This window comes from Vibrio sp. M260112, from assembly GCF_036533775.1.
Lineage (GTDB): Bacteria > Pseudomonadota > Gammaproteobacteria > Enterobacterales > Vibrionaceae > Vibrio.
The window spans coordinates 24,036-49,959 of record NZ_JATABH010000015.1; the positions used below are offsets into that span (position 1 = coordinate 24,036).

Here is a 25,924-nt window from a genome sequence, read left to right on the forward strand (position 1 = left end):
TGGAGGATGTCAGATGAAGCCGTTTATAGAAAATGTCCTTAACTCGCCCAATTATGACTGGCTGGTAAGGGAGTATCACTGTCGGGTTAAAAATGAGCAATTCGCCTGCTCATGGCATTACCACGCCGAATATGAACTGGTTCTTTATCTCGACCCTCAGCATGTGTTTAACGGTAACTACTTTGCTGGCGATGCCATCGGGCAAGTGAATCACAACACTCTCCTACTCTATGGGCCTGGGCTACCCCATATGATTACCGGACAGCTGGCAGGCAGTGACGAGAAGCCACACAGCTCGATTATCGTCTGGCTTAAACATCATTGGATAGAGAAACTTCAAGCGGCGATCCCTGAGGCTCGCAATATCAAGCGCTTGCTGGAAAATGCCGCCTTTGGTCTAAAATTCAGTGCGCAAACTGCCGAAAAAGTGTCTGCACTATTAAGTGGAATTGAAAGCAATGAAAGGCACCTACAAGCGCTTAAAGTGATGGAGGTATTGATCCATCTCACTGATGACAAACAGTCCGAAAAACTGTCTGTAACCCCTTATCGACTCAAAGAGTTATCTGGCGATAACGACGCACACAAACGAGTCGCTATGGCGACACAGTTTATTGAACGCAACTATCAACACGCAGTACGTATTTCCGACCTCTGTAAGGAACTGCATATTAGTGAAAGTTCAGCCTATCGTTTGTTTGAGAAGCACTATGGAGTGAGTTTTTCTGACCACCTAAAACAGTATCGCGTTGGTAAAGCATGTGAACTCCTCGCCAGCTCTTCCACCCCAATTGCCTTAGTCGCAGAGAAGACAGGATTTCAAAACCTATCGAACTTCAATCGCCAATTTCGCATGGTAAAACAGATGACTCCATCGCAGTTCAGAGCGCGTTTTAACTAATTCTATCCCCTCTCTTCTCGCCACAAGTAAAAAAGCGCTTCGGACAGAAGCGCATTGGCAATCGCATAAACAGGGGGTATAGCCTACATGTTCTACCTGGACAGTTGTTATTGCGTTATTCCAAAAAACTCACACGAGAAGAATTATTCACTGATGCCTCTAATCTTGGCATTTCGGCGACGTAACATTTCCAAAGTCACCAGCAACAAAACCGACATCAGTATCAACATACTTGCGACGGCAAGTATTGTCGGGCTGATCTGCTCACGAATCCCTGACCACATCTGTCTTGGCACGGTACGCTGCTCCACACCAGTGATGAAAAGCGCCACCACGACTTCATCAAATGACGTACCAAAAGCAAATAGACCACCGGAGATCATCCCGGGGCGAATCAATGGGAAAGTCACATGGCGGAAGGTATAGACTGGATTCGCACCTAAACTGTAGGCCGCTTTGACTAAACTCTGGTCAAAACCACTTAATGTTGCCGTCACGGTAATTACGACAAACGGCGTCCCCAAAGCGGCATGTGCAAGTACGATACCAGTGAAGGTCTGAGACAGATCTAGGCGGGTATAGAAGAAATACATCGCTGCGGCGGAAATGATCACGGGCACTATCATTGGAGAGATAAGAAACGCCATAATCACGTTGCGAAACGGGACGTTATTGGCGGCTAAACCCATCGCGGCTAAAGTACCTAGCACCGTCGCGACAATTGTCGCGCATACGGCAATAATGGTGCTATTTTTCAGTGCATTCAGCCATTGACTATTGGTAAACATATCCACATACCAGCGTATCGAATAGGCTTCAGGATCGAGACCTAGCATACCTTCTGTAAAGGTGAAGTACGGGGTCGCGTTAAACGACAGTGGCACGATGATCAAAATTGGCGCGATCAAAAACAAAAATACCAAAGTACAAAAAACCAGATAACCAAAATAACCTGCTCGCTCACGAGCGGTGCAATAAGTGGGTAATGCCATGATTAACCTCCAACCTTGATATTGTTGATTCCAACAACACGGTTAAACAGATAAAACAGAGCGGTGACCACCGCTAACAATAGACCACCAAGAGCCGCCGCCATACCCCAGTTCAGCGAGGTTTGCATATGGTAGGCAATCATATTTGAAATCATCTGACCGCTACGCCCACCAACCAACGCAGGAGTGATGTAAAAGCCAATAGAGAGAATAAAGGTTAATAAAGCACCAGCGCCAACACCTGGCATAGTCAACGGCATATACACCTTTATAAAAGCGACCATAGGCGTTGCACCCAAGGATCTGGCGGCACGAAAATAAGTGGGACTGATCCCCTTCATCACGCTGTAAAGTGGCAGAATCATGAACGGCAATAAAATGTGCACCATAGCGACAATGGTACCAAAGGTATTGTGCATCATCGCCAAACGTTCCGTGGTCAAGCCAGACCAAAGCAGCAGATCATTTATCACCCCTTGGTTTTGCAGTAACACAATCCAAGACGTCGTCCGAACCAACAATGAGGTCCAAAAAGGTAGCAACACTACGATCAACAGTAGGTTTGCCTGTTTATCTGCCAGATTCGCCAGCAGATAAGCAACAGGATATGCCATAACCAAACAGATCAAGGTAATCACCAGCGACATACCAAAGGTTTTGACAAACAAGTCAACATAGACCTGTCTCGTTTCTGGTTGGGCCGTGATCTCTCCGCTTTCACCATAGCGTAGATCAAGAGCGGCCAAGTAGTAGCTTAACGTATATGGCGAACTAAGGTTTTTCAGTGCTGCCCAGTATTGTTGTTCACTCCAACGTTGGTCTAATCTAACAATATCTTGAATAGAAGCAGGCATAGCGTTTAGCTTCGCAACCTGACGTCCTGATTTCATCATCAAACTGCGCATACCTGATACTTCGATGTTCATTCGGTTTGCCAATTTAGGCAACGTCTTGTCGTGATATCTGTCTTTCAGTTCCGCCATAAAGGTTTGCTGAACCTCTAAGCTCGGTACCCCCTGATAATCCCATTGCTTGATCGCTTGCGCCGTTTGGGGAAAGCCATTGGGCAAGGCGTGGTTGTCTACACTGCGGTACAGCATTTCGACGATTGGGAAAGCAAATGTCACCAAAATAAAACAGACTAAAGGAAGGATTAGCAAAATGGAGCGAGTCTGTTTCTGACGTTCAGCCCGCTTAAGTTGCGCCTTGAGTCCCTTGTCTGAACGGACAATTTTTCGTTGCAGCGACAGCACTGAACTTAGCCCCGTTAGTTCACGACTCATGCTGCCACCTCATGTTCAGCCGATGACGAAGCACAATCAAGCGCGTGGCAGTCAACGCTACGCCAACCAACATGATACTCTTGCCCGGGCGTAAAGGCTCTTGCTCCGCGGCTATCATTCGGAACCTTAACCACTAAATCGCCAACATCGGCGACCTCAACTACCAGACGGTGATGATCGCCATGGTAGATCACTTCACGCAGTTGACCAGTGACAATGTTGTCACACTCCTGTGATTGTGGATCAATGATGATTTTCTCAGGTCGAATTGACAGCAGTGTCGCTTCTCCAGCGTGCGTCACTTTAACGGCTTTTGCCAAGATATGCTGTTGACCCACTCGGACTTGGCAACGTTGTCCTTCGAAACCAGAAACCATGCCTTTAATTTGGTTGTTTTCACCAATGAACTGAGCAACAAAGGCATTGCTTGGTGACTCGTACAACTCGGTTGGCGAGGCAAGTTGCTGCACCGCACCATTATTAAACACTGCGATACGATCTGACATAGTCAATGCTTCGTCTTGGTCATGGGTGACATATAAAATCGTAATTCCCAACTTTTCGTGTAGGCGTTTTATCTCGATCTGCATCTGCTCTCGCAGTTGCTTGTCTAGAGCGCCTAAAGGTTCATCCATCAAAACCAGTTTTGGTTCGAAGACCAGAGCCCTAGCCAATGCAACACGCTGTTGCTGCCCCCCAGACAACTGTTTAGGGTATCGAGTCGCAACATGTTCCAACTCAACCATCGCCAATGCGGCTTGAACCTTATGATCGATCTCAACACTGTTTAACTTGCGTACCTTAAGTGGAAAAGCGAGGTTCTCCGCAATAGTCATATGAGGAAACAGCGCATAGTTTTGAAATACCATGCCGATCTCACGCTTGTGGGGGGCGAGGTTATTAACCGGAGTACCATCAATATAGATTTCACCGCGCGTCGCGGTCTCAAAGCCCGCTAACATCATCAAGCAAGTTGTCTTACCCGATCCCGAAGGTCCTAGCATGGTGACGAACTCACCGGGCTCGATGGCGAGATTAAAGTCCTTTACGACCAGATTTTCCCCATCATAGGTTTTCTGGACATGCTGAAAGCTAACGTATTCCTTCTTTACTGCCATTGTCATTCCTTATGCACAATAAATTCGATTGCAATCCATATAGGTAAAGGGCTTAACGCCAAAATAAGCCGTTTACATAGAGAGATTTGGGGCAAGGAGCATCCTTGCCCAATAGCGGTTTTTACAGCTTGTATTTAGAGAGATCTGGACGAGTCGCAATGGCATGCTCAACTAAAGCAATTACTTGCGCACGTTCTTGACCTTGAAGCTTTTGACGTGGGGCGCGAACCTGCTCGCTACCGCGGCCACACACTTGCTCAGCCAGTTTGATGCACTGAACCAAGGTTGGAATCGTGTCTAATCTCAATAGTGGTAAGAACCAGCGGTAAATCTCGAGAGCTTCCGCGTAGCGGCCTTGACTCGCAAGCTTGTAAATAGCGACCGACTCAGCAGGGAAAGCATTAGTCAAACCAGAGATCCAGCCCGTCGCACCCAGCATCAAAGACTCAAGTGCAATATCGTCGACGCCACTGAACACGGTGAAACGATCATCGAAACGGTTGTAGAGTTCCGTGATACGACGTGTATCCGTGGTCGACTCTTTGACTGCAACAATGTTTTGGTACTCGGCCAGTTGCGCCATCATGTCGAGGGTAACATCAACACCGTAAGCCACTGGGTTGTTGTAAATCATGATTGGCATGTCTGGCGTTGCTTGCGCCAGTGTGCGGTAGTATTCCACGGTTTCGCTTTCAGATGTGCGGTAAACCATGGCTGGCATAACCATACAGCCATCGATACCGATCTTTTTCGCATCCTGCATGTAATCGACAGCCGCAGTCGTAATTGACTCGGCAGTTCCTGCAATCAGCGGCACACGGCCCGCAACGACCTCTTGCGCCGCGGCAAGCACCTGACGCTTCTCTTCAGGATAAAGTGCACAGTTCTCACCCACAGTACCTAAACAGATAATGCCGTTTACACCGTCATTAATTTGGTTATCAATAACGGTCTGTGTCGCATCAAGATCGATGCTTTGATCATCACGAAACTGAGTACTGACTGCTGGGTAAACACCTTTCCAATCTACGTTCATCTTTTACCTTCCATTTGTATATTGTATGCAATTTAAGTAAGCGGCCGAAACCGAAATGAGTAAGGGCTCCCCCAGAAATTTACATGGCTTGTTTTTGGGTCAACACAAACTTAACCGCAGCGAGGTCAGCCAATGCGCTACCCACCGACTTATACAGGGTTATCTCCTGCTCACTGCGTCGTCCACAGTGCTGATGACGACACAATTCGTTCAACTCAGCTTGGATCTGATCGACGGAGAACAAGCCTTGCTTGATTGGAATAAGGAGATCCCCTGCTTCAGATAATACGTTGATACGGCTATCAACAAACACGCTAGAACGCTCGACACTGATACTGTCACATTCACGTTTGTCGATATCATGATTACCAATCAAATCGATGTGTGTTCCCGGCTGAATCTTATTGCCATCAAAGAGCGGCAACGCCGATCCAGTAACGCAAGTAATAATGTCGATCTCGCTCAACGCCGCATCAACATCGTCAATAATCTCTACCGTAAACTGACGCTCCATCGGCAATGACTGATATTCTCGGCTGGTCAAGATCGTATCAACCGTTTGGCGCACCTTGTCCTTGTTGCGACCCCAAATCATGACTTTTTGCAGCGGGCGAACGGCTGCGTAAGCATAGGCCATATATGGAGCCAAATTACCCGTACCGCAGATCAAAAGACGCGTCGCGTTCTTACGTGCTAGATAGTCTGCGGCCAGTGCAGACGCGGCGGCTGTGCGCCAAAATGTCAAAACCTTGCCGTCCATCAATGCCAATGGCTCACCGTCATCACGACGAAAGGCCAAAATTTTCGATGCTAAGCTGTCTTTTCCATGCTTAGGGTTTTGCGGAAAATAAGTAAACGCCTTGACGGTAATGAGATCTTCGCTCCATGCAGGGAGCAGTGCAAATGCGTCGTAGCCATTCTCCTCAAGCGGCATCACTCGACGTTGCGGTATCATCGATTGTTGTTGATACGTATCACGCATCGACTCTATCAACTCGGGCATCGTCAGGCAGTCGACAATTTGCTGCGCATCTAGATTGATCATTGCTTGTTCCTTTTTTAAGGTTAGGTGCTGCCTGTGGAGAATCAGAACAACACCTAACCGTATCTAGTGGTTGATTAGTTTAGAAGCCAAGTGTTGAACTCTTCGTTTAGCTCATCGGCATAATCTGACCACCATTCATCATCAATCAAAAAGGCGGTTTGAAAGTTATTTGGCGCTGTCGGCAGACTTGCTAAAATTTTTGGGCTGATCTGCGCGGATGACGATTTACGCGTTGGGCCATAAGCAACATACTTTGCCTGCTCTGCCAGTGGTTGGGTACCTGACGAAAATTTAATGAAATCAAGTGCCTGCTCAAGATTTGGACTGCCTTTTGGAATCGCCCAACCATTCATATAACCCAACTGGTGATCCCAAATGATTTTGAACGGTTGTCCTTCTTCCTCAGTCGCACTGTGGATACGACCGTTGAACGCCGAAGCCATGGTCACTTCTTTGTCCGCTAGCATTTGCGGAGGTTGCGCCCCCGTTGTCCACCACACCACTTGAGGTTTGATGCTATCTAGTTTGGCAAACGCGCGAGCTCGGCCTTCCGCGGTTTCTAACGTCTTGTAGACATCTTCGGGTTTAACACCATCAGCGATCAGAGCCCATTCTAGGTTGCCCTGTGGCATTTTTTGTAGCGCACGACGACCAGGGTAGTTCTCAAGATCAAACAGATCCGTCAGCTTTGAAGGTGCAGACTTACCTTTGAACGCATCTTCATTGATTGCCAGCACTGTAGACACAACAATGGTGTTAACAGCACACTCATGAATGGCACCTGGAATAAAGTCTTCTGAGGCTGGCGTACCATCCTCGCCTGCCGGTAGTATGCTCGGATCGACCGTCTCTAACAGACCTTCAGCACAGCCGCGTACGATGTCTGGTTTATCGAGAGAAACCAAGTCCCAACGAACATTATTGGCTTCAACCTGAGCCTTAATTTCAGCTAGGCCACCACTAAAGTCTTCAGACACTAGCTCGACACCTGTTTTTGCCGTGTAAGGTTTATGGTATGCCTCAACTTGACTCTTAGTAAACGCTCCTCCCCATGAGACGACCGTTAGTTTATCGCCAGCATTGGCAGTATTGATTGTTCCTAACAGCATTCCAGAAACCAAAAGTGCTAGTGGTGTCATTGTCTTTCTTGACATGATTTTTTGCTCCTTATTGTTGTCACATCGGGGTCATGCCCCGAAATCTGTGGACGCCTCAATACTGCTGTTAGGCATCAAAACCGAAACTCTTTGATTAACTTTTTATTAACATAATACGCATGTATATTTTATACAATATTTAATTTTAAAAATTTTTAGCAAAAGCGACTCAGCGCAAATGGTGAAATATCGAGCGATGTTTGACTCGCGTTATTTAACTCGCAGATCAGTTCAGCAGTGATGGCGGCCTGAGTTAACCCTAAATGCTGATGCCCAAATGCCAGCAATATTTTTCCCCTCACGAGGCTATCGATAACAGGCAATGAATCCGGTAGTGAAGGACGATTCCCCACCCATTTTTCACCACAATCATCCAGCTCACCTTCTGATTTGAGTAACCCCTTGGCAAGGTCCTTTAACATACTTGCACGCTTCATATTTGGTGGTGCATCTAGGCTGGCATACTCAACGGTACCCGCTAAACGCAAGCCCTCATCCATGGGAGTCATGATGAATTTTCTGTCCGCAGAACTGACGGGGAATGGCAAAAAATTTTTCAGTTTTGGCACCATAAGATGATAGCCTCGCTCAGCTTGGAGAGGCACTTTGATACCCGTTATTTTCTTAACTAATGGGGTTGATTCCGCGCCCGTTGCAATCACGACCTTATCGAAAGAGTGGCTTTCACTTTCAGTTAACACCACCCCTAACTCACCATCAAAAAACGCATCCTCAACTTGTTCTTTCACCCAATACCCACCAGATCGAGAAAACACACAACCCAGCTCAAGGCACATTTTATAAGGGTTTAAGCTATGTCCTGTATCGGGAAAGAAAACCCCATAATTGACGGATTCGGACAAATTAGGCACTTTGGTCTGAATCATTTTTTTATCCCATATGTCACACTTCACCCCTTGTTTTTCGAGCAATTTAACGGTTGAAGTGTAGCTGTTAAACAGGGCTTCACTTTCAAACGTGAGCAACGAACCATTCATCACAACCAAATGCTTTAGACCTACCTGCTCTAGTAGCTTAAACCAGCTTTCCATAGCCACTTGATTGAGACTAGTCAGGGCTCGCGTTGCGTGTTCAGTCGGCTGTTTTCTCGCTTTTAGTAGGAATCGAATCATCCAAGGAGAGGTTTTATGAATATCCTGAAAGCGGATCGAGACCGGACTCGTTGAGGAGAGCAACATCTTGGGAATTTGAGGCAAAAGCGTGGGTGTCGCCAACGGGAAAACTTGCTCAGTGGCAAAGTGTCCAGCGTTACCTTTTGAACATCCTTCGCCAATCCCTCGCTTATCAAAAATGGTAACAGCTGCCCCCTCAAGTTGCAGTTTGAGTGCAATACACAAACCAATAATCCCACCGCCCACTACGGCGATTTTTTCTCCTTGCGATGATTTATTGCTCACCATTTATTTTGCTCCTTATCACGTTTCAAAAACAAAATTGTATAAAATATACTTAACATCACGATAACATCCAATCCCACCACTTCAACTAATTTCTTATTCAAGGAGCGAGAAATGAGACAGGGAACCTTCTTTTGTATCGATGCCCATACCTGTGGCAACCCAGTACGCTTAGTGGCTGGGGGAGTTCCGCCACTTGAGGGCAAAACGATGAGTGAGAAACGTCAGTTTTTCCTCAAGAACTATGACTGGATCCGTCAGGCGCTGATGTTTGAGCCACGGGGGCACGCTATGATGTCGGGTTCTGTCGTTCTTCCTCCTTGTAGCGAGAATGCCGACGCTTCAATCCTATTCATTGAAACCAGTGGCTGCCTGCCAATGTGTGGCCACGGCACGATTGGAACCGTAACCTCAGCGCTTGAGCACCGTTTAATTACACCTCGAGTTGAAGGACGCCTGATCTTAGATGTGCCTGCGGGTCAAATCGAAGTTCACTATCAACGTGATGGTGAGAAAGTCACTTCAGTGAAGATCTTTAATGTTCCAGCTTACTTAGCCCACCAAGACGTCACCGTGGAAGTAGAAGGAATGGGCGAGATCACTGTCGATGTTTGTTACGGCGGAAACTACTACGTGATCGTCGATCCGCAGGAAAACTATCGTGGACTTGAGCACTACACCTCTGACGAAATCTTGATGCTAAGTCCTAAAGTGCGTAAGGCAGTTTCACAAGCAGTGGAATGTATCCACCCAGACGATCCAACGGTCTGCGGTGTGTCCCATGTTCTCTGGACTGGCACCCCGACTCACCCCGAATCAACGGCTAAAAATGCGGTTTTCTATGGCGAAAACGCCCTTGATCGCTCTCCTTGCGGAACTGGTACCAGCGCACGTATGGCTCAGTGGCACGCGCGAGGTAAATTGAAGCAGGGCGAGGATTTCATACATGAAAGTATCATCGGTAGCCTGTTTACCGGCCGCATTGAAGGTGTCACTGAAGTCAACGGTCGAGTTGCGATTCTACCAAGTATTGAAGGCTGGGCTCAGGTAACGGGTCACAACACGATTTGGGTGGATGACCAAGACCCATATGCCTACGGATTTGAACTCAAATAAACGATGGAATGTTTCATCGACAAAAATAGGATTACGTTATGAGTATACTTGCCACTTTTTCTGCACTTAACCCAGCGACAGAGCAGCCTCTCGCCGGTGTTTTTCCACAACACACCCATCTGGATGTTGATTGTGCAGCGAAAGCAGCCCAAGAGATCGCTAAAAGCTATCGCCAAACCACTCCAGCCCAGCGCAGTCAGTTGCTGCAAACGATCGCAGACTGCTTAGAAGCGCAGCGTGACACGATTGTCGAACGTGCGAATCTTGAGTCAGCCCTTCCGCTCGCAAGGCTTAACGGAGAGCTAAGCCGAACAACCGCACAACTACGTTTGTTCGCTGACGTAGTGGAAGGTGGTCTATGGCAAGAGGCGATCTTCGATAGTGCGAACCCAAATCGTGAGCCTGTGCCAAAAGCGGATATTCGTCGCCAAAACATCGCTATAGGCCCTGTTGCTGTATTTGGCGCATCAAACTTTCCACTGGCATTTTCAACCGCCGGGGGTGATACCGCCTCTGCGCTTGCCGCTGGTTGCCCAGTGATTGTTAAAGGCCACCCTGCCCATCCAGGCACCAGTGAAATCGTGGCAAGTTGTATTGCTAAGGCTCTGGACTCCCTTTCGATGCCACAAGCTATTTTTACCCTGCTGCAAGGCACCACTCATGAACTGGGTCAGTCGGTCGTGGTTCATCCCGCGATTAAAGCTGTCGGTTTTACCGGATCAATCCATGGTGGTCGTGCCCTATTCGACCTCGCTCAAAGCCGTCCTGAGCCTATCCCCTTTTATGGCGAACTTGGCGCATCGAATCCTGTATTTATCCTTTCAAACCGTATGGCAATGCACAGCCAGTCACTCGCGGAAGAGTACTTGCTCTCAATGAATATGGGCTGCGGTCAGTTCTGTACCAAACCAGCCGTGGTGTTTGTGACAAAAGGCGAAGCGACTGAACAGTTCATGCAGCTAGTACGCCAAGGTATTGCCAATCAGCAAGGCCAAACTATGCTCACTGGTGGCATCAAGCAGAACTATCTTGATCAAAGCGAAAAACGTGCTTTGCAAAAAGGCCTAACCCATACTCAATCTTCCCCAGAACAGGGCGTTCCCGCGATCCTGTTTGAGACCACCAGCCTCGACTGGCGTAATAACCCACAATGGCAAGAAGAGATCTTTGGCCCACAGTCTATCGTCGTGGTGTGTGATGACGAACAAGACATGCTGGCGTTAAGTCAATCTCTGGACGGTAGCCTGACGGCCACGATTCACGCAGAAAAGGAAGACTATCAGAGTGCCGGACGCCTAATCTGCGAACTTGAAGAGATTGCAGGTCGTATCGTATTTAATGGCTGGCCAACTGGTGTTGAAGTCAGTTATGCCATGGTGCATGGCGGCCCTTACCCAGCCTCTACTATGCCAGCAAGTACCTCTGTCGGTGCGGAAGCTATCAAACGCTGGTTGAGACCAGTGGCTTACCAGTCTGTCCCTGAAGCGTTGCTGCCAGAGGCATTGAAAACCGCCAACCCACTCAATGTTCGTCGCAGTACTGATGGCCAGTCTGCCTAAAAAGCCACCGACAAAACCAACCTCATTACAGGTTGGTTTTCGTCTATTTTGTCCTAACCCGACCCGCCAAATACATTAAATTTTAAGAACTGATTAGCAACAGATGTCTTTAAAATGCCACTAGTTTCTTAATCCGCTGTGATACTATTCCACTCTACAAGCAAATCTGCCAATAAGACCGATAATTGGCGTGTTTGATTTTAGTTCAGTCACTATCGTTAAAATCTAAAACTTGATTAAGGTGTACAAGTGGAAAATAGAGTTGTGAAAGCGTCCAAACTATTAGGGTTGGGTATCGTGCTTTACCCGATAACATACTCGTTGCTTAATTTTGTTCTGCCAATCCTTATTGGAGTAACAGGCGGTGAAGATCTCTTGCTAATCAATTTATTAGAAGTCATCACCTGGTTCATGTTACCGATTTTTTCTGTCTTCTACTTGCTGGCTTTTCATCAGTTGTCCGAAATGCTCAGAGGTTGGCAAAAACTGCTCGGCTACACTACAATTTTGTTGGCCGTTGTGGCTGAAATCGTTTTACCATTTATTGATCGTGGCTTAGTGAGTAGCTCAATCTCGTTTTTTGCTCATGTGGGCGAGCTGATTGTGCTGAGTGGTTGCTTATTCTTAATTAGCAACCAGATTAAGCAGCATATTGAACGTAATCAAAGCCTATCAAGCCGCACTCATCATAGTGATGATAGCGACTCTGGATTAGTTTGTTGAACTTTTAAGGGGGTTATGACTCAAATTTTCGCGCTCAGTATTGTTAGATATTTTGAAGGTTAAAATGAAAAAGAGCTTATTGTTGATTGGCTTGTTGAGTACAAGTTTAGGTGTTTCCGCAGCAACATTGGAGGAGTGTACTAAGCTGCTTCCGAATGGGTATGAGTACACTGTCGATATCACATTTAACGTGGATAAAACCAAGTCAGAACCCGTTGTTACTGGAAGCTTTGGCGTCACCGGTGGGACAGATACACCTGAGAACTTTGATATCAGTGCTTTTGTTGAATGCGCTGGTCCACTCCTTAAAAACGTCAATTCCGAAACAGAAAAATAAAGCCCGTTTTTACTCTATCAAAGAAGGGTTCAGAGTCCTTGACCTTGAACCCTTTTAACTTTTATTTCAATGCAGCTAGCATAACCTCTGCCGTGCTCACTTCAAACTGCTTAGGCTGTTCAACATTAAGTGCAGTGACGATACCGTTGTCAATCAACATAGAATAACGCTTCGAACGCACACCACCGAATCCCGCAGTATCCATTTCTAGACCAAGCGCTTTAGTAAAGCTCGCATCACCATCACCTAACATCATGATCTCTGAAGCATTTTGCGCCTCGCCCCACGCATTCATTACAAATGCATCGTTTACCGAAACACAAGCGATAACATCGACTCCCGCCGCCTTTATCTCATCCGACAAAACAACATAACCAGGTAGATGAGATTCTGAGCAAGTTGGCGTAAATGCTCCTGGTACCGCAAACAAAACAACACGTTTATTGGCAAACAGTTCATCAGTGTTGTGCGTAACCATACCTTGTTCATTTAGCTCACTTAGCGTTGCTGATGGCAGTGCCTGACCTTTTTCAATCATTTCGACTTTCCTTGTTGGATTAGTTTGTAACAGTGTATCGGCTTATGCTAAAACAGACCACCTACTAGAATTAGGGGCTTTAAGAAGGTTTGAAGGAGAAATAGTTTGGTTTACGGATACGGTGCAAAAGAGACAAAGGCCTTCTGTTGCAACTGCAAGGAAGTCACTGTCCATCGGTATCATAATTTTTCAAAGGCTGAACCCGATACCGAGGTTAGGGGCTTTATCTCTGGTTTCTTTGCTGCTATCGCCCAGTCACTGATGGAAGGCGAAGCTACGGGCGACTACAAATGTAAGGTGTGCGGTACCTATCTTAGTACGCCCGATTACCTTGATTAGCGACTAGATTGACCGTCTAAGCCGCCGATTGATGACGAACGAGTTTTGCCTTGGCGGTCTAGCAACCTATTGAGCTCACCTTTCATGGTGGTTTCCATTGCAGTCACTTGAAAAGGCACACCTGACGCTTTGACGACTGCAATCGCCTTATCAATTAAGAGTATATCCCCCAATGACTTGCTTATTCTGTTAACAAAGCTCACAGCAGGATCCGCCAACTGTTGACCCATCCCCCAAAAAAGCGCCGTTATGCGCGTCGAAAGTCGCTTTGCCTCACGCAAATGGTATATTGAATAAAATATTGAAAGTGAAAGATTGGAGACTCGGATGTCGCAAAAACCTGTTTTTAAAACGCGAACCCAGTTAGTGGAAGAAGCTATCCGCACTAAAATCCTTAAAGGCGAATTGAAAACTGGTCAGCCATTGCGCCAAGATGCGCTGGCTAAAGAATTTAATGTCAGTCGAATTCCTGTACGCGAAGCACTAATGCAGCTAGAAGCTCAGGGGTTAGTCAGCTTTGAAGCGCACAAAGGGGCAACCGTTACAGAGCTATCACCAGATAAAATTGATGAACTTTTTGAGCTTCGTGCGGTAGTCGAGTGCCATATTTTAGAACGCGCTATTCAAAACATGACCGATGAAGATCTCGCTCGCGCGAATGAGATTCGCGAACGCTTTGATGAGATGGTTACCCGTGGCGATCAGGTTGAAGAATGGAGCAACTACAACTATGAGTTGCACAAGGCACTCTATGCGCCGGCAAATATGCCAGAAACCATGGATGTCATTTACAACCTCAACACTAAGTGCGACCGCTATATTCGCATGCAGCTATTGTTTACAGAGGGGACAGCCAAAGCTGATAACGAACACAAAGCGTTGGTTGAGATGTGCCAAAACCGAGATATTGATGGCGCTAAATACATGCTGAAAAAGCACATTCTTGAAGCAGGAGCGGCTATCCGAGATCTGCTTTTAGAACGTAATAGCTCTCAATAAGGTAAACAAACGCAATGCATCTAGGGCCAGAGTTTCTGCTTGCCGCTATTCGGCAAAAAATAAAAGATGAAGGTTTATGCTATAGCGCGTTGTCGGACAAAACCGGCATCCCGCTATCGACCATAAAGCGACACCTGCATAACCCGTCTCTCGGCCTTGATAAAATATTGCTCTATACCACCCATCTCAATACGGACCTGCAAGAACTGTCTGCAATAGCGATTCAGATTCAACGTGACAATGAGCAGTTTTTATCTGACGAACAGAACGCGCTCTTTGTCGAATATCCCTATCTGCTAGATTTTATCTACCTGATCACCTCATGCAATAAGACACCGCAGGAGATAGCCGAGGACTATCAGTTGTCCGATTCGAGTGTGCGGTTCTATCTCAGCATTGCTGAAGTTCTCGGTTATATCGAAAACCTTGGTGAGAAGATTTTTTATCGATCAGGTCGCCGCTTTATCATGGAAGAAGGAACGGCTCTCGACACTCTGTTTAAACGACGTTTTGAACGGGTGTCTATGGCACATAAGACCCTATCTCAGGTGTGTCAGGCTCGTGTTCGTTTAACCGTGGAACAGCGTTTACAGCTTGAACAGGACGTCGATCAAAAGATAGGTGAAATGCACGCCGCAAACTGCGCCACAGGCACGGGTGAGTTAACCAACGTACTGATGCGAAATACTCCAGGGGAGCAGATTTTCTTTTCTGATGGCTTACCCGAAATCAGTGGAGAGCTGCTGAAGGAGGTTTCAGCCCGTTTCCGCCGCTAGCCAGCATCACAGCCTACAATTTGATGCTGTGATCTATCACCAATTCCCACCAAACTTAGTGGTTAGATTTTGTACAGTCTCAAATTTTAAGACCATCAGTCTCTGAATCTGCCACCTTGTTACAAGCATGTTAATTAATGTTTGTTGGATAATTTTATACAATATACATTCCTCATATCCCTTTGGTAATGCGGGGTTGTCCCCATGCCGTTTGCGGGCTAACTCTCTGACACCAACTGGTCACTCCGATAAGGACATAATGAGGACGCTATGAAAGCAAAAAAACTAATCGCACTGAGTACCATCGCTGCGGCATTATTTGCCGGTCACTCTATAGCCAAGCCCTACCCTGCAGGCACTCAACTGGCAGACAAGCAAGAGATCGTTTTGAACAACGGAGCTGAAGTCACCTCCATTGACCCAGCCAAGCAAGCTGCTGAGCCAGCATTCAACCTAGGTCGCGATCTGTTTGAAGGTCTAACAATCCAAGATAAACAGGGCAAAACGATTCCAGGAATTGCAATGAGCTGGCAGGTCAATGAAAACAACACGGTTTACACCTTCAACCTACGTCAGTCTCAGTGGTCGAATGGCGATCCACTCACCGCGCACGATTTTGTTTACAGCTGGAAGCGTCTTATCGATCCAGAAACTGCCTCTCCATACGCTTGGTTTGCCGCCATCCCTGGTATCAAAAACTCGAACAAAATTATGAAGGGTGAAGCCTCTTCTGACACTCTTGGCGTACGTGCTGTAGATGATTACACCTTCGAAGTCACGCTCGAAAAACCTGTACCGTTCTTCATCAAGCTGCTCAGCCATCCTGTACTTGCACCTGTGCACCAAGCCACAGTCGAGAAATATGGCAGCGCTTGGACACAACCACAAAACATCGTCACCAACGGAGCCTTCACTGTGTCTAACTGGAAGGTAAACGAGAAAATGGTGATGGTGAAAAACGATAAGTACTGGGACGCAGACAATGTCGTTTTAAAACAGATCACCTGGCTACCGATTGGCGATGCCAACGTCGCACTAAATCGCTATCTGGCAGGGGAAATCGATCAAGCTCTATCAATTCCCGCGGCACAAAAGAACAAGCTGCTTAAACAGTTCCCTGAGCAAGTGGCAGACACCAGCGCATCATTGGGTTCCACCTTCTACTACCTAAATACTGAGAGTGGGCCAACCAAAGATCTTCGTGTCCGTCAGGCGCTATCTTACGCTATTGATCGCAACATCATCACTAAAGCGATAGTAAAAAACGGTGGCATTCCGATGTTTACTCTGGTTCCACCGCAGACCGATGGTTTCAAAACCCACACTCCAGAATACGCAACGTGGAATCAATCGCAACGTGATGCAAAAGCGAAGGCCTTGCTTAAAGAAGCAGGTTACGACAGCAGCAATCCTCTCAAACTGACCTTTACCATCCCTACCTTCTCCAATGACGTAAAGATGGCAACCGCGATGGTTGGGATGTGGAAAAGCAAACTCGGCGCTCAAGTCGAAATCAAGCAACTCGAGCCAAAAGTCTTCTATGCACTGAAAGATCCTGGCAATGTCAGTCGCGGTGGCTGGACGGCAGACTACAACGAAGCGTCAACTTGGTTAGATATCTTTGTCTCTAGCGGTGAATATAATGATTCAAAATACAATAACCCTGAGTATGACCGTTTAATGGCGGAATCTAAGAGCCTCAGCGATCCTTCTCAAGAGTACATTGCTGCTGAGAAATTGCTTATCGAGGATATGGCCATTATCCCAATGTACCGCAATGGTAATGACCAATACCTCATCAAAGAGTATGTCGGCGGCTACGAACGTACTAACCCTGAATCTTCATACTATCGCAAGAATGTTTACGTAAGAGCCCACTAATCGGGACGGTTTGCCCGCACCTAGCGATGTCCTCGTAGGTGGCGGGCTTTTTTCTAACGAAAGGATGTGTCATGTTGTTGTATATTCTTCGTCGCTTGCTTATCGCAGTGCCAACCCTGTTGTTCATCGCACTGGTCTCGTTTTGGTTGATGCATATTGCGCCCGGTGGCCCATTCGATATGGAACGACCAATGCCAGAAATCGTTCGCGCCAATATCGAGGCTAAGTTCCACCTCAATGAACCATTTATCATTCAGTTTTTCATTTATATCGGCAATTTTATTCAGGGTGATTTAGGCCCTAGTTTCGTTTACCAAGACTTCACGGTCACCGAACTTGTGGCTCAATCATGGCCGGTTTCGGCCGTACTCGGCATGATCTCTTTTTCCATTTCCGTTCCACTCGGTATGCTGCTCGGCACCATTGCCGCGCTAAACAGAAACGGCAAGCTCGACTATCTTTTGATGTCACTTTCAATGACGGGGGTGGTCATTCCTGCTTTTGTCCTCGCGCCTATATTGGTGACGCTATTTTCCGTTCATCTTGGCTGGCTCCCGGCTGGTGGATGGGAAGGGGGGCAACTCTCATTCCTTGTATTGCCCGTGTTGAGCTTAGCGATTGGCTCCGTTGCCAGTATTGCGAGGGTAATGCGTGGCGCAATGATTGAAACACTAAATCAACCCTATATCCGCACCGCTAAAGCCAAAGGATTATCAACCCGTTATATCCTGATTCATCACGCGATGCGCCCTTCTCTGATCCCGATCATCGCTATGCTTGGTCCTAGCTTTGTCGCGGTAGTGACTGGATCAGTGATTATCGACATCTTCTTCAGTACTGGGGGAATGGGTCAGCATTTCGTCTCTGGTGCACTCAACCGAGACTATGGATTAGTGATGGGGATTACACTGATTGTCGCATCGCTCACCATCTTCTTTAACTTGGTGGTCGATGTTCTATACACCATTATCGACCCCCGCATTCGTGTCTAGGAGGTAACGAATGTTAACCAAACGCATTGATGCCAAGGAGCTGGCAGACCAAATGAGCTCTCACGTTGAAGCCGTCGAAGGCCGTAGCCTTTGGCAAGATGCTTGGACACGATTTCGAAAGAACCGCGCGGCGATGACCTCCATCTATGTGCTCTTTTTTATCGTCTTGTGCATCGCCTTTGGCCCCAAGTTGGCCGCTTTTGGTCACGATGAAATTGACTGGAATGTGGTGGCCGATCCCTACGAACTCGGTAAGCCATCGATCGAATCTGGTCACTACTTTGGCACAGATGATCTTGGTCAGGATATTTTCGCTCGCACGATGCAAGGCGGCAGACTCTCAATCATGGTTGGATTTATGGGTGCATTAGTCGCCGTTGTGATTGGTACGGCGTGGGGCGCGATATCTGGCTACCTTGGCGGCATGGTCGATAGCACCATGATGCGCATTATCGAGGTGCTCGATTCGGTGCCATTTATGTTCCTGGTTATTCTGTTTGTTACTCTGTTTGGCAACAATATCTATCTGATTTTTATTGTCATCGGTATGGTTTCTTGGCTCGGTATCGCCCGAGTCGTCAGAGGCGTCACCTTCAGCATCAAAAAACGCGAGTTTATCGAAGCGGCACACTCCATCGGCGTATCGAGATTGACGATAGTCCGTCGCCATATCCTACCAAACGTACTCGGCATTGTGATGGTCTATTCATCCTTGATGGTACCGGGCTTTATCATGTTTGAGTCGTTCCTGAGCTTCTTGGGGCTCGGCGTTCAGCCACCTGATACCAGTTGGGGCATTCTGATTGCCGAAGGGGCTAAGACCATTGATGTCGCACTGTGGCAATTGGTATTTCCCTCAATATTCCTCGTCGCAACTCTGTTCTGCTTTAACTTTATTGGTGACGGGCTTCGTGATGCCCTCGACCCCAAAGATCGCTAAGGAGCGGTAATGACTATTCTATCGATCAAAAATATGAATGTTCGCTTCAGCACGCCTGATGGCTTGGTGCAAGCGGTCAGTGATCTCTCCTATTCCGTCAATAGAGGGGAAACCCTTGGCATCGTTGGTGAATCGGGGTCAGGCAAGAGCCAGTCCGTCTTTGCTTTGATGGGGCTCACTGCCGACAACGGTGTGGTCAGCGGAGAAGCCAACTTCCATGGCGAAAACTTACTGACCATGTCGAAAAAGCAGCTTAATCATATTCGCGCTGAAAAGATTGGTATGATCTTTCAAGACCCAATGACGTCGCTCAATCCGTTCATGAAAGTTGGTAAACAGCTTGCTGAAGTGCTGATGATTCATAAAGGAATGTCGCGCAAAGACGCAGACCAAGAAGCCATTGCCATGCTAGATGCAGTGCGTATTCCTTCTGCCGCGACTCGTATGTCTCAGTTTCCCCATGAGATGTCCGGAGGCATGCGCCAGCGAGTGATGATTGCCATGGCACTGCTGTGTAAACCCGAACTACTGATTGCTGACGAACCGACAACCGCGCTAGACGTCACGGTTCAAGCGCAAATTCTCACTATACTGCGTGAACTACAGGTCGAATTTAATACGGCTATTTTGCTTATTACTCATGATATGGGGGTCGTCGCCGAGATGTGCGACCGCGTATTGGTCATGTACGGGGGAAGAAAAATGGAACAGGCAGATACGGGCTCTCTATTCCATTCACCTAGCCACCCATACACTCAAGGCTTGCTCAAAGCGATTCCATCCATCACTGAGGATATGGCTCGCTTGCCGACCATTCCTGGCAATCCACCCAGCGCACTGCTCAATGCAAAAGGATGTCCATTTAAAGAGCGGTGTGCAGATTACCGACCAGAATGCAGTGCCTCTGTGCCAGCATTTCGTTCACTGACCCGCAGTCAAGGTCTGGCATGCCATGTTCACGCACCCAGCAGCATCACATCGATCGCGCGTTCAGCTTAGGAGGAATGATGAACAAACCTGACATACTGCTCTCAGCGCGAGAGCTGAAAGTACACTTCGCGATCAACAAACACATCTTGCCAAGTAAGCGTAAAGTGGTAAAAGCCGTCGATGGCATCGATCTCGATGTTTACCGCGGAGAAACCTTAGGTATCGTTGGCGAATCAGGGTGTGGAAAGTCGACACTGGCACGTGCTCTGTTACGATTGATCGAGCCGACAAGCGGCGAGCTTTATTGGAAAGGCGAAAACATGCGCCATTTTGGCAAACACCAGCTCTCTAAACGACGCCGTGAATTCCAGATGGTATTTCAAGATCCCTCCGCCTGTCTCAATCCTCGCCTGACAATATCCGAGTGTATTGCCGAACCGCTATTGACTCACGAACCACAATTGAGTCGCAAAGAGGTTGAAAGTCGTGTGATTGCAATGATGGACAAAGTGGGTCTGCTTGCCAGCCAGCGTAACCGCTATCCACATGAGTTTTCGGGCGGACAATGTCAACGCGTCGGCATCGCACGTGCTCTGATCCTAAAACCTGATCTGGTGGTGTGTGATGAACCCGTCAGTGCACTTGACGTCTCAATTCAAGCTCAGGTAATCAACCTGCTTGATGATCTTAAACAAGAGATGGGGCTCACTCTCGTCATGATTGCCCATGACCTCAGCGTAGTACGCCACATCAGCGACCGCGTTATGGTGATGTATCTCGGCAAGCCGATGGAAGTCGGACGTTATGACAAAGTCTTCGACGATGCCCAGCACCCTTACACTAAAGCGCTCTTATCCGCTGTACCAATCGCTAACCCTACACTGGCGCGTCATCGTGATATCCAATTGTTGCCAGGCGATCTACCGTCACCTATCAATCCACCGAGTGGCTGCGTTTTCCGTACCCGTTGTCCAAGTGCAACCGACCTTTGTGGGCAACAAATGCCAACACGAAGCGGTCAGCCTGAACACCATATTTTCTGTACCCATACTCTGTTAGGAAGTTGAATTATGACTTTACACACTGTTCCTCAGCGACTCTCCGCCCTTCGTCAAGGCATGGTCGAGCATCATTACGATGCCTATATTGTGACCAATAATGATCCACATGCCAGTGAATACTCCGCTGACTATTGGTTGGCAAGGCAGTGGATCTCCGGTTTTACTGGTTCAGCTGGTGATGTGGTCGTTACCCGAGATGGCGGTGGTCTTTGGACTGATGGACGTTACTACATACAAGGTACCGAGCAACTGCAAGGCTCTGGACTGGAACTGTTTAAAGCACGTCTGCCAGAAACACCAACCATTCCCCAATGGTTAGCGCAAACCCTGCCACAGAATGCCATTGTTGGCGTAGATGGCCGCAGTATCAGTAAACAATTCTATGACGAATTGAAGAAAGCGTTCGCCGACAAATCAATCCAGTTGGTGCTCGAAAACGATCTACTCTCACCCATCTGGGAAGATAGACCCACTCGACCAAAGGCATGTCTGTTTAATCATCCGGTCAGTGTCGCAGGGTTAACCGCAAGCGAGAAAATAGCTCAGCTTCGCCAATATCTGACCAAGGAAAACGCCGACGCATTGCTCATTTCTACCCTTGATGATGTCATGTGGACACTTAACATTCGTGGCGCAGATACCGTATATTGCCCTATTTCAGAAGGGTATCTGTTGATTGATAAGCAGAACTGCCGTCTGTTTATCGATAACGACAAACTGACGCCAGAGGTAGTGAGTACACTAAACGAACATCAGGTTCATATTCATGAGTATCAACATCTTAGTACCGCATTAAATCTACTCTCAAACCGGACTCAGTTGATCTATACAGCCAAAAACACCGACAGTTTACTGATTAGCCAGCTCAAGCCAGAGCTTGATCTGATCAATCGCGCCTGTCCTGTCACCGACATGAAATCACAGAAAAACACCACTGAACTGGCGAATATGGAAGAGACATTGCGCCGAGACGGAGTTGCAGTCGTCAAGTTTATGAAGTGGCTTGATGAGCAAGTACCTAGCGGCTTAGTGACGGAACTCAACGCGGAGCAGGCACTAATGGGCTACCGCAAACAAATTGATGGCTATTTAGGTGAGAGTTTCAGAACCATCGCTGGATTTGCAGAGCATGGGGCGAAAATGCACTATGCCGCCGATGAGACAAGTTGCTATAACGTTGATGAACGTCACTTCTTATTGGTGGATTCTGGTGGTCAGTACCTAGGTGGAACCACAGATATTACGCGTACCTTTCACTTCGGTACGCCAAACGAACGTGAGAAATTTGATTACACCTTGGTGCTAAAAGCGGTGATTCGACTAAGCCAAACTCGCTTTATGCGAGGTTCAACAGGTTCCAACCTCGATATTATGGCTCGCGGTGTGCTGTGGCAGCATAGTATCGACTATAAATGTGGCACTGGGCATGGTGTCGGCATGTGCCTTAATGTCCATGAAGGTCCACAAAACTTCTCACAAAATCCTGCGGAAGTCGCACTTAAACCCGGCATGGTGATCACCAATGAACCAGGAATCTATCGTGAAGGAATCCATGGTGTGAGGATTGAAAACATCATGAAGGTGGTTGAAGTAGAAAGTAACGAGTTCGGCACTTTCTACGGTTTTGAAACCATTACGCTTGCGCCAATTGCAACTAACGCCATTAACAAGTCCATGTTGGATGCCAGCGAAATCGAATGGCTAAACCACTACCACCAGCAGTGTTGGCGGCAGTTGTCGGTTGATCTCTCCGATGATGAACAGGCATGGCTAAAACGAGCGACTCAACCGATATTTTCACGATAACCATAATATTCACTTAATATACGAAACATAGATGAATTGCATGCACAATGAATAATTCGTCAAGGCGACTCCATTGAAACATAACAGAACTCAATAACCACAAAGGCCCGATAAGGGCCTTTGTTATAAGCATTCATTATGTCACTGATTTATTAGGTATTGATGAAGGCGATCTTTCATCTCAGCTCGGTTGTGCTTCATGAGATGCATCTCTTCATCACTAATGGGCGAGTCACGCATCTCCAGCTTTCGAATATCTTTGTCGAGAGCATTGTATTCTCTCATCAATTCTGCGAACTCCAGACTCTCTTTTGCTAATGCTTGTATTGTTTGCTTATGTTGTGGAAATTCCTTAAGTAGTGAGTGATCTTCACCGAGCATAGATAACACCTCCTTTTTCGAGAATAAAACAACTGGTTATTTTTTAACCATAGCAGTTAATGGAATTGATTTATGCGATCTCCCGCACTGAGTAGCAGGAAAAATGGTCTGGCTCAATGCCGCCCCCTACTAACCTCATTGCTTTTGATAAAAGTGAGCAAAGTTAGGAATATACTGCTCCCATATTGGCGGTTTTCCTATATGGGCTTCAACTGCCGAGATAAATGCTTTGACCAATGCCGTTTGTTTACGGTGAGGATAGAGGGCATACAAAGCGAGATCTCCATTGCACAGCGTATACTGTGTGAGGAGAGGGCGTAGCTTCATCTCGACAATCGACCGATTGAGGTTGGAAGACGATATGGTCGCATACCCTAATCCATCCTGTACCGCCGCTATGAGAGTTGCCACGTCATTTACCTTACAGTTTCCCTTCATCTTGTAGTTGAGAAATGTTTCCCCACCCGGCTGTTCACTGAGTCTCATCGTATCAACGATCAATGAACGATTACTGTAAACAACAGAGGGTAGCTTAACCAATTCATCCGGAGTTTTCGGCTCCCCATAACGTTCAATAAACGTATCTGATGCTAAGATAACCGCTCTGATATCAGCAATTTTCCTCGCAATCAGGCTCGAGTCATCCAATCTTCCTAAACGAAATGCGACATCAAAGTGGTCAGAAATAATGTCGGAACGCTTATCATCAAGCAGCAGCTCAATCTCAACATCAGGATAATTTTTAAGAAACTGGGTAATCACAGGTTGAAGATGGTTCTGTCCAATATGGAGAGGAGCCGTTACGCGAATGCGTCCCTTTGGTTGTGCATGGTAAGAATCCGCTATCGACTGTACGTGATGCAACGTGCCAACCAAATTCCGTGCTTGCTCTAAGATCTCTTCACCCGCAGGAGTCAGTGAGAAAGAGCGTGTCGAACGATTGAGCAACTGCACACCCAGTTCTGTCTCTAGTTTCTTGATTTGTTTGGATAGTGATGAGTTATCCATATCATTCAACGCCGCAGCCTTAGCAAACGAGCCCTGCTGCACGACATCAATAAACAGAGAGAGTTGATTAACCAGTGCCATCTCAGCGCCTTACTTTTGCGAACGTTGCCATTGCACTAACCACTTGTCCAAATGGTTAGCGAACTGCTGGCGATCAGCCTGACTAAGCGGCGCAGGGCCTCCCGTCTGAATACCACTGCTACGCATGGTTTCCATGAAGTCGCGAATATTAAGGCGTGACTTTATGTTCTCTTTGGTAAACATTTCACCGCGAGAACTCAATGCATGACCACCTTTGGTAATAATCTCGTCTGCGAGAGGAATATCGCTGGTGATCACTAAGTCACCGACTTGGCAGCGCTTAACAATTTCGTTGTCTGCGACATCAAAACCAGGTTGTACTTGCAACATAGTCACTTTCGGCGACGCTGGGGTGCGGATAAATTGGTTAGCAACTAAAGTCACCTCGACACCAGTCCTCTGAGAGGCTCGAAATAAAACATCACGAACCACGACCGGACACGCATCTGCATCTACCCAAATCTTCATCAAACTCGATTCCTTAATCTTCTCTAAATTAACGCAATCATTAGACCGCAATTTGTTGAAGCATAATAGCGTTATTTAAAGCGTACAGCAGTTCCAGTATCGAAACTAACCTTACTCCCTGCAAATCTTTTTGACTAGAAAGCCCGACAGGCAAACAACCCCATTGCGTTTCGCGCGAGTTGACCCACAAACACGCCAATACGCTCAATGTAAAAAGCCCCTGAGAGAGAGCTACTCAGGGGCTGGTAATAGGTTCACTCGCATTCACCTAAGTGGTAAAAGACGCATCGTTAACTGACAAACAACCACACGCCAACTCCCATCATCAATGTTCCGGCAATTCTGTTCATTAAACGGACATTTTGAGAGTGACCCAGTAAGCGTTTCAATCCTTTTCCACCCGTGGCATATAGCGTCATGCAGATAAATTCAAACACTAAGATAATCGAGACGAGTACCACAAGTTGTGGCATGAGATCGGCTTTTTGATCGATAAATGGTGGTAGAAGAGAGATCATAAAAGCCCAACCTTTGGGATTCGCAATAGCAGTGACAAATCCTTGAATCACCAAGTCCCAATCACTTTGTGGTACCGCAGCCTGCTGTTCCAGATTGATCGCGAGTTTGCCTCTTGAACGCCACATCTGGATGCCAAGATAAAGTAGATACCCACCACCAATAAATTTCAGTGCAACGAACAACCAAGGATAGTTGAGCATAACCGCAGCAATACCGACCACCGCCGCTATCGCCACTAATCCAACGCCCACCAGTTCACCCGCCATCATCCACAAGGCTCGTCGGTAACCGATACTCATGCCTAATGTTAGAGCAAGCGTCATGCACATCCCCGGAGTAATGGAGACAAAGAAAAAAGTCGGAATAAACATTCCCAGCAAAGCAGTATTCATAGAACCTAGATCGTGAGTAGTAGTAATGCGATCTAACATAATGCAATGCACAGCCAAACACCATACACCGACATAAGCAATAGAGGCACAGAATGTCCCTAATCAATACGAGAAGCGACGTATCGAAA

At 47.1% G+C, this 25,924-nt stretch carries 26 protein-coding genes and 1 pseudogene; 14 read left to right on the plus strand and 13 right to left on the minus strand.

The window, feature by feature from the left end:
• Nucleotides 1–13 precede the first annotated feature (13 nt).
• Entirely contained in the window at nt 14–901 is an 888-nt protein-coding gene (locus QTN95_RS08780) for an AraC family transcriptional regulator (protein WP_331417202.1), read from the plus strand.
• Nucleotides 902–1,044: 143 nt separating this feature from the next.
• On the opposite strand, the gene QTN95_RS08785 is transcribed toward QTN95_RS08780, so the two are convergent.
• The 7 genes from QTN95_RS08785 to QTN95_RS08815 all read right to left on the minus strand — a co-directional run bounded on the left by QTN95_RS08785 (nt 1,045) and on the right by QTN95_RS08815 (nt 8,953).
• Nucleotides 1,045–1,893 (minus strand): ABC transporter permease, encoded by an 849-nt coding sequence (locus tag QTN95_RS08785; protein ID WP_331417203.1) that lies wholly within the window; start codon nt 1,891–1,893, stop codon nt 1,045–1,047.
• Between the two features lie 2 nt (nt 1,894–1,895).
• Nucleotides 1,896–3,176, minus strand: coding sequence for an ABC transporter permease (locus tag QTN95_RS08790; RefSeq protein WP_331417204.1), 1,281 nt, complete (start codon nt 3,174–3,176; stop codon nt 1,896–1,898).
• Nucleotides 3,173–4,294, minus strand: coding sequence for an ABC transporter ATP-binding protein (locus QTN95_RS08795; protein ID WP_331417205.1), 1,122 nt, complete (start codon nt 4,292–4,294; stop codon nt 3,173–3,175). The genes QTN95_RS08790 and QTN95_RS08795 overlap by 4 nt, the downstream gene beginning before the upstream one ends.
• Nucleotides 4,295–4,415: 121 nt before the next feature.
• The gene (locus QTN95_RS08800) at nt 4,416–5,330 is read right to left on the minus strand and encodes a dihydrodipicolinate synthase family protein (protein ID WP_269375185.1); all 915 of its coding nucleotides are present in this window, start codon (nt 5,328–5,330) and stop codon (nt 4,416–4,418) included.
• Between the two features lie 79 nt (nt 5,331–5,409).
• Entirely contained in the window at nt 5,410–6,375 is a 966-nt protein-coding gene (locus QTN95_RS08805; protein ID WP_331417206.1) for an ornithine cyclodeaminase family protein, read from the minus strand.
• Nucleotides 6,376–6,449: 74 nt separating this feature from the next.
• Nucleotides 6,450–7,529 (minus strand): polyamine ABC transporter substrate-binding protein, encoded by a 1,080-nt coding sequence (locus QTN95_RS08810; protein WP_331417207.1) that lies wholly within the window; start codon nt 7,527–7,529, stop codon nt 6,450–6,452.
• 158 nt (nt 7,530–7,687) lie between these two features.
• On the minus strand, nt 7,688–8,953 hold the full coding sequence (locus QTN95_RS08815) for an NAD(P)/FAD-dependent oxidoreductase (protein ID WP_331417208.1): 1,266 nt from the start codon (nt 8,951–8,953) through the stop codon (nt 7,688–7,690).
• Nucleotides 8,954–9,064: 111 nt separating this feature from the next.
• Between QTN95_RS08815 and QTN95_RS08820 the strand changes: the two genes are divergently transcribed.
• The 4 genes from QTN95_RS08820 (at nt 9,065) to QTN95_RS08835 (ending at nt 12,685) form a co-directional block, all read left to right on the plus strand.
• On the plus strand, nt 9,065–10,066 hold the full coding sequence (locus QTN95_RS08820; protein ID WP_331417209.1) for a 4-hydroxyproline epimerase: 1,002 nt from the start codon (nt 9,065–9,067) through the stop codon (nt 10,064–10,066).
• A 38-nt stretch (nt 10,067–10,104) separates the two neighbouring features.
• Entirely contained in the window at nt 10,105–11,625 is a 1,521-nt protein-coding gene (locus QTN95_RS08825; protein WP_331417210.1) for an aldehyde dehydrogenase (NADP(+)), read from the plus strand.
• Nucleotides 11,626–11,874: 249 nt separating this feature from the next.
• Nucleotides 11,875–12,348 carry a hypothetical protein gene (locus QTN95_RS08830; protein WP_331417211.1) on the plus strand — a complete coding sequence of 158 codons (474 nt, stop codon included), beginning with the start codon at nt 11,875–11,877 and terminating at the stop codon, nt 12,346–12,348.
• Nucleotides 12,349–12,412: 64 nt separating this feature from the next.
• Nucleotides 12,413–12,685 carry a hypothetical protein gene (locus tag QTN95_RS08835; protein ID WP_331417212.1) on the plus strand — a complete coding sequence of 91 codons (273 nt, stop codon included), beginning with the start codon at nt 12,413–12,415 and terminating at the stop codon, nt 12,683–12,685.
• Between the two features lie 61 nt (nt 12,686–12,746).
• Here QTN95_RS08835 and QTN95_RS08840 read toward each other — a convergent pair whose 3' ends face one another.
• Nucleotides 12,747–13,223 carry a peroxiredoxin gene (locus tag QTN95_RS08840; protein WP_331417213.1) on the minus strand — a complete coding sequence of 159 codons (477 nt, stop codon included), beginning with the start codon at nt 13,221–13,223 and terminating at the stop codon, nt 12,747–12,749.
• Between the two features lie 105 nt (nt 13,224–13,328).
• Between QTN95_RS08840 and QTN95_RS08845 the strand changes: the two genes are divergently transcribed.
• The gene (locus QTN95_RS08845; RefSeq protein ID WP_331417214.1) at nt 13,329–13,562 is read left to right on the plus strand and encodes a hypothetical protein; all 234 of its coding nucleotides are present in this window, start codon (nt 13,329–13,331) and stop codon (nt 13,560–13,562) included.
• Nucleotides 13,563–13,618: 56 nt separating this feature from the next.
• On the opposite strand, the pseudogene QTN95_RS08850 reads toward QTN95_RS08845, so the two are convergent.
• Nucleotides 13,619–13,765, minus strand: a pseudogene (locus QTN95_RS08850) (thiamine-binding protein); the annotation flags it as partial.
• Nucleotides 13,766–13,889: 124 nt separating this feature from the next.
• Between QTN95_RS08850 and QTN95_RS08855 the strand changes: the two are divergent.
• The 8 genes from QTN95_RS08855 (at nt 13,890) to QTN95_RS08890 (ending at nt 22,947) form a co-directional block, all read left to right on the plus strand.
• Complete coding sequence (locus QTN95_RS08855) at nt 13,890–14,561, plus strand: GntR family transcriptional regulator (protein ID WP_331417215.1); 672 nt, start codon at nt 13,890–13,892, stop codon at nt 14,559–14,561.
• A gap of 14 nt (nt 14,562–14,575) precedes the next feature.
• Entirely contained in the window at nt 14,576–15,337 is a 762-nt protein-coding gene (locus QTN95_RS08860; protein WP_331417216.1) for a transcriptional regulator, read from the plus strand.
• Nucleotides 15,338–15,607: 270 nt separating this feature from the next.
• A complete protein-coding gene (locus QTN95_RS08865) occupies nt 15,608–17,218 on the plus strand; it encodes a peptide ABC transporter substrate-binding protein (RefSeq protein ID WP_331417217.1) in 1,611 nt (536 codons plus the stop codon).
• Nucleotides 17,219–17,289: 71 nt separating this feature from the next.
• Entirely contained in the window at nt 17,290–18,210 is a 921-nt protein-coding gene (gene oppB, locus QTN95_RS08870) for an oligopeptide ABC transporter permease OppB (protein ID WP_331417218.1), read from the plus strand.
• Between the two features lie 10 nt (nt 18,211–18,220).
• Nucleotides 18,221–19,150, plus strand: coding sequence for an ABC transporter permease subunit (locus tag QTN95_RS08875; RefSeq protein WP_331417219.1), 930 nt, complete (start codon nt 18,221–18,223; stop codon nt 19,148–19,150).
• Nucleotides 19,151–19,159: 9 nt separating this feature from the next.
• Entirely contained in the window at nt 19,160–20,149 is a 990-nt protein-coding gene (locus QTN95_RS08880; protein ID WP_331417220.1) for an ABC transporter ATP-binding protein, read from the plus strand.
• An 8-nt stretch (nt 20,150–20,157) separates the two neighbouring features.
• Complete coding sequence (locus tag QTN95_RS08885; protein ID WP_331417250.1) at nt 20,158–21,147, plus strand: ABC transporter ATP-binding protein; 990 nt, start codon at nt 20,158–20,160, stop codon at nt 21,145–21,147.
• Between the two features lie 3 nt (nt 21,148–21,150).
• Nucleotides 21,151–22,947 carry an aminopeptidase P family protein gene (locus tag QTN95_RS08890; RefSeq protein WP_331417221.1) on the plus strand — a complete coding sequence of 599 codons (1,797 nt, stop codon included), beginning with the start codon at nt 21,151–21,153 and terminating at the stop codon, nt 22,945–22,947.
• Between the two features lie 141 nt (nt 22,948–23,088).
• Here the strand turns inward: QTN95_RS08890 and QTN95_RS08895 are convergent, their stop codons facing one another.
• The 4 genes from QTN95_RS08895 to QTN95_RS08910 all read right to left on the minus strand — a co-directional run bounded on the left by QTN95_RS08895 (nt 23,089) and on the right by QTN95_RS08910 (nt 25,796).
• Nucleotides 23,089–23,328: a YdcH family protein gene (locus QTN95_RS08895; protein ID WP_138970845.1), complete on the minus strand. Its 240-nt coding sequence runs from the start codon at nt 23,326–23,328 to the stop codon at nt 23,089–23,091.
• 135 nt (nt 23,329–23,463) lie between these two features.
• Entirely contained in the window at nt 23,464–24,417 is a 954-nt protein-coding gene (locus QTN95_RS08900; RefSeq protein WP_331417222.1) for a LysR family transcriptional regulator, read from the minus strand.
• A gap of 9 nt (nt 24,418–24,426) precedes the next feature.
• Nucleotides 24,427–24,885, minus strand: a complete 459-nt coding sequence (locus QTN95_RS08905; protein ID WP_331417223.1) for a YaiI/YqxD family protein — start codon at nt 24,883–24,885, stop codon at nt 24,427–24,429.
• Nucleotides 24,886–25,175: 290 nt separating this feature from the next.
• Nucleotides 25,176–25,796, minus strand: coding sequence for a LysE family translocator (locus tag QTN95_RS08910; protein ID WP_138970842.1), 621 nt, complete (start codon nt 25,794–25,796; stop codon nt 25,176–25,178).
• Between the last annotated feature and the right edge of the window lie 128 nt (nt 25,797–25,924).

Bases quoted from the DNA above. Each gene is read 5' to 3' on its own strand.
- QTN95_RS08780 (WP_331417202.1), top strand. From the start codon at position 14: ATGAAGCCGTTTATAGAAAATGTCCTTAACTCGCCCAATTATGACTGG.
- QTN95_RS08785 (WP_331417203.1), bottom strand. From the start codon at position 1,893: ATGGCATTACCCACTTATTGCACCGCTCGTGAGCGAGCAGGTTATTTT.
- QTN95_RS08790 (WP_331417204.1), bottom strand. From the start codon at position 3,176: ATGAGTCGTGAACTAACGGGGCTAAGTTCAGTGCTGTCGCTGCAACGA.
- QTN95_RS08795 (WP_331417205.1), bottom strand. From the start codon at position 4,294: ATGGCAGTAAAGAAGGAATACGTTAGCTTTCAGCATGTCCAGAAAACC.
- QTN95_RS08800 (WP_269375185.1), bottom strand. From the start codon at position 5,330: ATGAACGTAGATTGGAAAGGTGTTTACCCAGCAGTCAGTACTCAGTTT.
- QTN95_RS08805 (WP_331417206.1), bottom strand. From the start codon at position 6,375: ATGATCAATCTAGATGCGCAGCAAATTGTCGACTGCCTGACGATGCCC.
- QTN95_RS08810 (WP_331417207.1), bottom strand. From the start codon at position 7,529: ATGTCAAGAAAGACAATGACACCACTAGCACTTTTGGTTTCTGGAATG.
- QTN95_RS08815 (WP_331417208.1), bottom strand. From the start codon at position 8,953: ATGGTGAGCAATAAATCATCGCAAGGAGAAAAAATCGCCGTAGTGGGC.
- QTN95_RS08820 (WP_331417209.1), top strand. From the start codon at position 9,065: ATGAGACAGGGAACCTTCTTTTGTATCGATGCCCATACCTGTGGCAAC.
- QTN95_RS08825 (WP_331417210.1), top strand. From the start codon at position 10,105: ATGAGTATACTTGCCACTTTTTCTGCACTTAACCCAGCGACAGAGCAG.
- QTN95_RS08835 (WP_331417212.1), top strand. From the start codon at position 12,413: ATGAAAAAGAGCTTATTGTTGATTGGCTTGTTGAGTACAAGTTTAGGT.
- QTN95_RS08840 (WP_331417213.1), bottom strand. From the start codon at position 13,223: ATGATTGAAAAAGGTCAGGCACTGCCATCAGCAACGCTAAGTGAGCTA.
- QTN95_RS08855 (WP_331417215.1), top strand. From the start codon at position 13,890: ATGTCGCAAAAACCTGTTTTTAAAACGCGAACCCAGTTAGTGGAAGAA.
- QTN95_RS08860 (WP_331417216.1), top strand. From the start codon at position 14,576: ATGCATCTAGGGCCAGAGTTTCTGCTTGCCGCTATTCGGCAAAAAATA.
- QTN95_RS08865 (WP_331417217.1), top strand. From the start codon at position 15,608: ATGAAAGCAAAAAAACTAATCGCACTGAGTACCATCGCTGCGGCATTA.
- oppB (WP_331417218.1), top strand. From the start codon at position 17,290: ATGTTGTTGTATATTCTTCGTCGCTTGCTTATCGCAGTGCCAACCCTG.
- QTN95_RS08875 (WP_331417219.1), top strand. From the start codon at position 18,221: ATGTTAACCAAACGCATTGATGCCAAGGAGCTGGCAGACCAAATGAGC.
- QTN95_RS08880 (WP_331417220.1), top strand. From the start codon at position 19,160: ATGACTATTCTATCGATCAAAAATATGAATGTTCGCTTCAGCACGCCT.
- QTN95_RS08885 (WP_331417250.1), top strand. From the start codon at position 20,158: ATGAACAAACCTGACATACTGCTCTCAGCGCGAGAGCTGAAAGTACAC.
- QTN95_RS08890 (WP_331417221.1), top strand. From the start codon at position 21,151: ATGACTTTACACACTGTTCCTCAGCGACTCTCCGCCCTTCGTCAAGGC.
- QTN95_RS08895 (WP_138970845.1), bottom strand. From the start codon at position 23,328: ATGCTCGGTGAAGATCACTCACTACTTAAGGAATTTCCACAACATAAG.
- QTN95_RS08900 (WP_331417222.1), bottom strand. From the start codon at position 24,417: ATGGCACTGGTTAATCAACTCTCTCTGTTTATTGATGTCGTGCAGCAG.
- QTN95_RS08905 (WP_331417223.1), bottom strand. From the start codon at position 24,885: ATGAAGATTTGGGTAGATGCAGATGCGTGTCCGGTCGTGGTTCGTGAT.
- QTN95_RS08910 (WP_138970842.1), bottom strand. From the start codon at position 25,796: ATGAATACTGCTTTGCTGGGAATGTTTATTCCGACTTTTTTCTTTGTC.